The following is a 4,904-nucleotide window of genomic DNA, read 5'->3' on the forward strand; positions in this document are numbered from 1 at the left end:
CTCGCGCTCCTCCGCCGCCGCGGCCCCGGCCGCCGAGGCCGTCTCCGCCGTGAAGTCGGCTCCGGTCAGCTCCGGCTCCAGCGCGGCGATCGACATCGCCAAGCGCTACATCGGCACCCCGTACGTCTTCGGCGGCACGAGCCCGTCCGGCTTCGACTGCTCGGGCTTCGTCCAGTACGTCTACGACCAGCTCGGCGTCTCCCTGCCGCGCACCGCCGCGGCGCAGGCGCAGGCCGGCACCCGCATCTCCGCCAGCGAGGCCCGCCCGGGCGACATCGTCTCCTTCACCGGCTCCGGTGGCGTCTACCACAACGGCCTCTACGTGGGCGACGGCATGATGATCGACTCCCCGCGCAGCGGGAAGAGCATCGACGTCCGCTCCATCTGGTCCTCCTCGGTCACCTTCACCCGCGTCGGCTGACCGCCTTACGCTTCGGTCGTGACCACGACGCACGCTCCAGCCCCTCGGGGCTGGAGCGTGCGTGCGCACCGGAGCCGGCCACCGCGCCCGAGCAGTGCGCACAGCCACCCCAGCAGTCCGGGCTGCAGCGGGCCGGTCAGCCCGGCCCCAGCCCCCTCGACAGGCGTCGTCCTCACCAGGACGGCGCCTGTCGTCGTTCCGGGCCGGTCGGGCGGGGAGCCGCCGCGGGAGGGGGCCCCGTGCGCACCCTCGTGCTGAACGCCGGGTACGAGCCGCTGGCGGTGGTCGCGCTGCGGCGGGCGATCGTGCTCGTCCTGTCCGACAAGGCGACCGTGCTCGTGGCCGACGAGGTGCCGGTCGCGTCGGCGTCGGCGTCGCTGCCCCGGCCCGCGGTGATCGTGCTCACCCGCTACGTGCGGGTGCCCTTCGGGCGGTCGGTGCACGTCTCGCGCCGCGGGGTGCTGCGCCGCGACGGCCACCGCTGCGCGTACTGCGGGCGCAGCGCCGGCACCGTCGACCACGTGCTGCCCCGCAGCCGCGGCGGCCGGGACGCGTGGGACAACCTCGTGGCCTGCTGCCTGCGCTGCAACGGCGCCAAGGGCGACCGCACCCCCGAGGAGATGGGCTGGGTGCTGCGGCGGCGGCCGGCCACCCCGCACGGCGCGGCGTGGCTCCTGCGCGGCAGCGAGCACCGCAGCCCGCTGTGGGAGACCTACCTGCCCGACCGCTCCGACGCCGCCTGATCCCCCCACCCTCGGCGGAGAGGGCGGGTCAGGGGCGCTCGGACAGGCGGCGCCCGGGTCCGGCGAACGGCGCCATGAGGTCGCCGTCGGTGGCCACGCGGGCGGCGACCTCGTCGAGGGTCAGCTGCACGAGGTCGTCGCCGAGCTCGTCCCAGCGCCGCGGGGCGGCCGCGGTGGGGCGCTCGCGCCCGCGGGGGGAGTAGGGGGTGATCGTCGTCTTGGCCGGCGAGTTCTGGCTCCAGTCCAGGAGCACCTTCCCGGTGCGCACCGACCGCGTCATGACGGCGGTGACGAGCGCGGGGTGGTCGCGGGCCAGCCCCTCGGCCAGGCGCCGCGCGTAGGCGTGCACCACCGCGGCGTCCTGCTCGCCCGAGACGGGCGCGTACAGCTGCAGCCCCTTGCCGCCGCTGGTCACGGGCACGGCCTCGAGGCCGTCGTCGGCGAGGCGCTCGGCGACCAGCCGGGCCAGCGCCGAGCACTCGGCGAGCCCGGTGCCCGGTCCGGGGTCGAGGTCGACGACGAGCCGGTCCGGACGCCGGGGCGCCTCGCGCGCCGCCGCTGCGGCCCCGCGGGGCACGCGCCACTGCGGCGTGTGGAGCTCCAGCGCCGAGAGGTTCGCCGCCCAGACCAGGCCGGCGACGTCCTCGACCACCGGCTGCTCGAGCACCTCGCGCCCGGACGACGACCGTGACGCCCGCGAGCCGGTGGTCGAGAGCTCGACGGTGCGCAGCCACTCCGGCGCCCCCGCCGGCACGTTCTTCTCGAAGAAGCGCTGCTCGTCGCCCGCGCCGTGCGGCCAGCGGATCCGGGTCAGGGGCCGGTCGGCGAGCTGGGCCAGCAGCGGCTCGGCCACGGCGACGAGGTAGGCCACGAGCTCGGCCTTCGTCGTGCCGGTGGACGGCCAGAGCACCTTGTCCAGGTGCGTCAGCCGCAGCCGCCGGCCGCCGACGTCGACGAGCTGCGCCTCGGGCTCCCTCACGGCGCCGCCACCGCAGCGCCCCCCGCGACCGCCGGCAGCGCCGGCGCCGGGTCGGGGTCGGCGTCCGTGCGCACGCCCAGGTAGGAGGGCTGGCGCAGCCGCATCCCGCCGGTCCAGCCGAGGTGGCGCACCTCGACGGCGAGCCCGGGGGTGCACCAGGTGGTGCCGGCGGCGTCCACGGCCGGGACGGCGTCCGCGAACGGCGGCGCCGGTGCGGTCAGCGGCGCGAGGAGGGCGGCGAGCTCGGCCTGGGCGGCGCCGGAGACCCCGCTGCCGACCCGGCCGAGGTAGCGCAGGGCGCCGGTCGCGTCGGGGGCGCCGACGAGCAGGGCGCCCACGCGCGAGCGGGTCCCGACCTCCGGGCGCCAGCCCCCGACCACCACGGTGCGGGAGGGCCGGTGCGCCTGCTTGACCCACGCGGGGCTGCGCTGGCCGGGCAGGTAGCGCGACGTCGTCCGCTTGGCGACCACGCCCTCCAGGCCCTGCGCGGCGGTGGCGGCGAGCAGCGCCGGCCCGTCGGTGTGCCAGGGGGAGAGCTGGAGGGGGCCGTCGGGCAGGACGAGCGACTCCAGCGCCGCCCGGCGCCGGGCCAGCGGCTCGCCGGTGAGGTCGCGCCCGCGCAGCCGGAGCAGGTCGAAGACGACGTAGGCCACCGGCACCGTCGCCACCAGGGCCCGGGCGCGGGCGGCGTCGCGCACGTGGAGGCGCTCCTGCAGCACCGGGAACGAGGGGAGGCCCGCGGCGTCCAGGGCCACCACCTCGCCGTCGAGCAGGACGTCGGGCAGGTCGGCCAGGACCGCGAGCTCGGGGAAGGCGGCGGTGGCGTCCCGCTCGGTGCGCGAGGCCAGGCGCACCGAGCCGGAGCCCGCGGGGCCGCCGGTCGAGGCCAGCACCCGCATGCCGTCCCACTTCACCTCGTGGACCCAGTCCGGCCCCGAGGGCAGGACGGCGCCGGGCCGCAGGGGGCTGGCGAGCATGGGGAGCACCGGCCCAGCGTGGCGCGGCCGCGCGCCGCCGTCACGACAGCGCGCAGGGCGCCACTCCGACGGGGGAGCGGCGCCCTGCGCGGGGCGAGCGGTGGTCACATGGTGGGCGTGAGCACGCCGTCGATGAGGTAGACGGTCGCGTTGGCCGTCTTGACGCCGCCGCAGATGACGTTGGCGCCGTTGACGGTGAGGGCGTCGGGGGTGCCGGCGACCTCGACCGTGCCGCCCTGGGCGGTCTCGTGGGTGCCGACGACGTCCTCGGGGCTGAGCTGACCGGGCACCACGTGGTACGTGAGGATCGAGGTCAGCATCGGGGCGTCGGTCTTGAGCATCTCCACCGTGGCGGGGTCGAGCGCCGCGAAGGCGTCGTCGACCGGCGCGAAGACGGTGAACTCGCCGCCGTTGAGGGTGTCGACGAGGTTCACGCCCGGGTTGAGCTGGCCGGTCACGGCGGCGGTGAGCTGGGTGAGGATCGGGTTGTTGCTGGCCGCGGTGGCCACCGGGTCCTGGGTCATGCCCTCCACCGAGCCGGCGCCGTCCGGGACCATCGCGGCGTAGTCCGCGCAGCCGGGGCCGACGGGGCCGGCCATGGCCTCCTCCGTCGGGGTCTCCATGGGGGTCTCCATGGGAGTGGAGCTGGAGGCGTCCGCGGACGGCTCGCTGGACGCGGCGTCGCTGGAGCCGCCGCAGGCGGCGGTGGTCAGGGCGAGCGAGGCGAGGACGGTGCCGATGGCGAGGGTGCGCTTCATGGTGCGTGTCCTTCCGGGAGGGCCCGAGGAGCCGGGCGGTTCTGCTTCCGGGTGGTGTTCGGGGCCCGGTGCGGAAGGGATGGGTGGATCGGGGCAGGAGTTGTGCAACGGATCGATAACGGGCCGTCAGGCCACCGTGACGTTCACCGAGTGCCAGCCCGTGGCGCCGTCGGGCGCCGGGCGCGCGCGGTCGGCCGTCTGGACCTCACCGGTGGCGTCGGTGGCCCGCACGACGAGGGTGTGCGAGCCGGGCTCGGCGTCCCAGACGAACGACCACTGGCGCCAGGTCGCCAGGCCGGCGTCGTCGGCGAGGGTGGCCCGCTGCCACGGCCCGTCGTCCACCCGCACCTCGACCGCCTCGACGCCGCGGGTCTGCGCCCACGCCGTGCCGCCGACGGCGACCCGCCCGGCCGGCACCTTCGCGAAGGCCCCGGGGACGTCGATCCGCGAGGCCGTCTTGATCGGCGCCTGCGCGGAGTAGCCGCGGGGGGTCCAGTAGGCCTGGGCGTCCGCGAAGCGGGTGACCTCGAGGTCGACGACCCACTTGGTCGCCGAGACGAACCCGTACAGGCCCGGCACGACCATCCGCACCGGGAAGCCGTGCTCGACCGGCAGCGGCTCGCCGTTCATCCCCACGGCCAGCAGCGCCCCGACGGCCGGGTCGGTGAGGGAGGCGAGCGGGGTGGAGGCGGTGTACCCGTCGGCGCTGGTCGAGAGCACCATGTCGGCGCCGTCGGCGGGGCGGGCCCGGGCCAGGAGCTCGTGCAGGGGCAGGCCGAGCCACACCGCGTTGCCGGCCAGCTCCCCGCCCACCTCGTTGGAGACGCAGGTGAGGGTGATCGCGGACTCCACGAGGTCGGCGTCCAGCAGCTCGTCGTAGCTGATCTCGACCTCCTCCTCGACGAGGCCGTGCACGCGCAGGGTCCAGGAGGCCGGGTCCACGCGCGGGACGGTCAGCGCGGTGTCGACCCGGTAGAAGTCGGCGTTCGGCGTGACGAACGGCGGCATGCCCTCGACCGGGGCGGC

6 protein-coding genes are annotated in these 4,904 nt (G+C 76.6%); 2 read left to right on the forward strand and 4 right to left on the reverse strand.

Annotation, left to right across the window (positions count from 1 at the left end; genetic code table 11):
* A partial coding sequence (locus AC5FZL_RS15410) for a C40 family peptidase (protein WP_493619763.1) occupies positions 1–421 on the forward strand: 421 nt, incomplete at its 5' end.
* 239 nt (positions 422–660) lie between these two features.
* A complete protein-coding gene (locus AC5FZL_RS15415) occupies positions 661–1,164 on the forward strand; it encodes an HNH endonuclease (protein WP_493619764.1) in 504 nt (167 codons plus the stop codon).
* Between the two features lie 28 nt (positions 1,165–1,192).
* Here AC5FZL_RS15415 and ligD (AC5FZL_RS15420) read toward each other — a convergent pair whose 3' ends face one another.
* From ligD (AC5FZL_RS15420) to AC5FZL_RS15435, 4 genes are all read right to left on the reverse strand, one after another.
* Positions 1,193–2,143 (reverse strand): non-homologous end-joining DNA ligase, encoded by a 951-nt coding sequence (ligD, locus tag AC5FZL_RS15420; protein WP_493619765.1) that lies wholly within the window; start codon positions 2,141–2,143, stop codon positions 1,193–1,195.
* The gene (ligD, locus tag AC5FZL_RS15425; protein WP_493619768.1) at positions 2,140–3,120 is read right to left on the reverse strand and encodes a non-homologous end-joining DNA ligase; all 981 of its coding nucleotides are present in this window, start codon (positions 3,118–3,120) and stop codon (positions 2,140–2,142) included. The genes ligD (AC5FZL_RS15420) and ligD (AC5FZL_RS15425) overlap by 4 nt, the downstream gene beginning before the upstream one ends.
* Before the next feature lie 104 nt (positions 3,121–3,224).
* On the reverse strand, positions 3,225–3,878 hold the full coding sequence (locus tag AC5FZL_RS15430) for a fasciclin domain-containing protein (RefSeq protein ID WP_493619766.1): 654 nt from the start codon (positions 3,876–3,878) through the stop codon (positions 3,225–3,227).
* 126 nt (positions 3,879–4,004) lie between these two features.
* On the reverse strand, positions 4,005–4,904 hold a 900-nt coding region (locus tag AC5FZL_RS15435), incomplete at its 5' end, for a molybdopterin-dependent oxidoreductase (RefSeq protein WP_493619767.1).

Source organism: Quadrisphaera sp. DVD1, assembly GCF_058932755.1.